This window comes from Rhizobacter sp. P3_B12 (assembly GCF_056402895.1).
The window spans coordinates 1-2,767 of the sequence record NZ_JBFUGN010000833.1 but is presented as its reverse complement, the minus strand read 5'-3'; the positions used below and the strand labels follow the sequence as shown (position 1 = coordinate 2,767).

Genomic DNA, 2,767 nt, shown 5'->3' with positions numbered 1-2,767 from the left:
GCCGGCGACACCGCCTACCACCGCCTGTGGGCCTCCGAAGGCATCGCACGCGTCGAGGCCGCCCGCGGCGACAAGCCGGCCGCGCTGGCCGCCTACCTCGACACCGTGCAGCAGGCCGAGCGCCTGCGCAGCAAGTTCACCAGCGAGGAGTTCAAGACCGGCCTGTTCGGCGACATCCAGCAGGTGTTCAACGCCGCGCTGGCGCTGAGCCTCGACGCGCGCAACTACGAGGCCGCGTGGACGCTCTCCGAGGCCTCGCGCTCGCGCCAGCTGCTCGATTCCATCCGCGATCGCGCGAGCGACACGCTGGCGCAGGAGCGCGTCTCGCTGCCCGAGCTGCAGCGCTCGCTCGGCGCCGGCGACGCGGTGCTGCAGTTCCACGTGCTCGACGACCGCAGCGTCGTCTGGCTGGTCACGCGCAGCGGGCTGTCGGCCGCGCTGATCCCGCAAGGCCAGGCCTCGCTCGCGAAGCAGGTCGAGGGCTTCCGCGCGAGCGTCATCGAACGCCGCCGCGACACCACCTCGCTCGCGCAGCAGCTCTACAAGTCGCTGCTGTCGGGCATCGACCTCGGTGACTCGCGCCGGCTGTTCGTCGTGCCGCACGGCCCGCTGCACTACCTGCCGTTCCAGGCGCTGCACGACGGCCGCGGCTTCCTGGTCGAGCGCAGCGCGCTGGCGGTGTGGCCGTCGGCCGCAGTGGGCTCGAAGCTGCTCGCGCGCGGCAACGCGCAGGCCTCGTCTCTGCTCGGCTTCGGCAACCCGGCCACCGACCGCGACGTGCCGCCGCTGCCCGGCGCCGAGCGCGAGGTGCAGAAGGTGGCCCAGCAGTTCGGCCGCAGCGAGGTCTTCGTGCAGCAGGAGGCCACCAAGCAGCGCTTCAAGGAAGGCGCCGCGTCGGCCAGTGTCGTGCACATCGCGGCGCACGCCGAGCTCGACGAGGCCGACCCGCTGTTCTCGCGCGTGCTGCTGGCCTCCACCCCCAGCGAGCCCGGGCTGCTGGAGGCGCGCGACATCTACAACCTGAAGCTCGACGGCGTGCGCCTGATGACGCTGTCTGCCTGCGAGAGCGGGCTCGGCAAGGTCGCGCGCGGCGACGAGATCGTCGGCTTCACGCACTCGATCCTGTCGGCCGGCGCGAACAGCATCGTCGCGTCGCTGTGGCCGGTGGCCGATGAATCCACCGACCTGCTGATGACCCGGCTGTACCGCGAACTGGCCGGCGGCCGCGACCTGATGGGCGCGATGCAGCAGGCCGAACTCGAGGTGCAGAAGAACCGCCGCTTCGCGCATCCGTTCTTCTGGGCCCCCTTCAACGTCATCGGGAATGGACGCCTCCAGGTGTTCAACGCTGTGGCCGCGCGATGAGAACGAACATGATCCACTTCCCTCTGCGCACGCTGCCGATGGCGCTGGCCCTGGCATTCCCGCTGATCTCCCACGGCCAGACCGAAGCCCCCGCGCTGCGCAACGCGCCACAGGCCGCCGATGCCGCCTCCGCGCCGCGCGCCGCTGCGGCGAAGCCGGTCGTCAGGTTCACGATCACCGCGGTCCGCTTCACCCCCACCAAGGCGGTGCCCGAAGCCGAGCTGCAGCAGGTCGTCAAGCCCTGGCTGAACCGCGAGATCGTCGCCACCGACCTCGCGGTGGTCGCGGTCGCGCTGCGCCGCTTCTACGAGGAGCGCGGCTACGGCCTGGTCGGCGTCGGCTTCCCGACGCAGGATCTCGCGCAAGGCGTGCTGCAGATCGCGATCGTCGAACCACGCATCGTCCGCGTGACGGTCGAGAGCCCCGACAAGCCGCCGATCTCGCCGCAGAAGATCACCGCGGTGCTGGAGCGCAACGGCATCGCGAAGGACGAGCCGCTCGACGTGCTGGCGCTCGACCGCGCGATGTACACGCTGAACGACTGGCCCGGCGTCGGCGCCAAGTCGACGCTGCTGCCCACCGGCGACGAAGGCCGCTACGCGATCGCGGTGCAGACCGAGGCACGCCGCGGCTGGGACGCGAGCGTCGATGCCGACAACTACGGCTCCGAGACGACCGGCCGCTACCGCGCCGGCGCGCTGCTGCGCTGGAACAACCCGACCGGCTCGGGCGACAACCTCGACCTGCGCGCCTCCGTCTCCAGCGGCAAGGGCACGCTGGTCGGCCGGCTCGGCTACGAAATTCCGCTCGGCTCGACCGCGTGGCGGCTGGGGGCCGGCATCTCGCGCGTCGAGTACGAGCTGGGGCAGGATTTCGCCGGTGCCGGCGCGGTCGGCTCGGCCAACGTCGCCGATGTGTCGCTGTCGTACCCCTTCATCCGCACGCGCGACCGCAACCTGGTCGGCCGCGTCGCCTTGACGAGCAAGAAGCTGGTCGACGAGTTCGGCGCTACCACCGAGAAGAAGGTGCGCGGCGGCGAGTTCGGCCTGTCGTTCGAGAACCGCGACGCGTTCGCCGGCGGCGGCTTCACCGGCGGCAACCTCTCGCTGCAGTTCGGCAAGCTCGACATCGAGAGCGACGACTATCGCAACTACGACGCCACGCTCGGTGACCGCGCGACGCAGGGCAGCTTCCGCAAGCTCGGCCTGCAGGTCAACCGGCTGCAGGCCGTGGTACCGCGGGTGTCGCTGTTCGTCGGGCTGGTCGGCCAGTTCGCGAGCAAGAACCTCGACAACGCCGAGAAGATGACGCTCGGCGGCGCGCGCGGCGTGCGCGCCTACCCGTCGGCCGAAGGTTCGTCGGACGAGGCCGCGGTGCTGAACACCGAGCTGCGGCTGTGGAT

Annotated in this window: 2 protein-coding genes; both read left to right on the top strand. The window is 71.1% G+C overall.

The window, feature by feature from the left end:
- Nucleotides 1-1,365, top strand: a 1,365-nt coding sequence (locus AC1D01_RS28745) for a CHAT domain-containing protein (protein ID WP_477872495.1), incomplete at its 5' end; no start/stop codon positions are given.
- Nucleotides 1,366-1,373: 8 nt separating this feature from the next.
- Nucleotides 1,374-2,767 (top strand): ShlB/FhaC/HecB family hemolysin secretion/activation protein (locus AC1D01_RS28740; protein ID WP_477872493.1); only part of this gene is annotated, 1,394 nt, incomplete at its 3' end.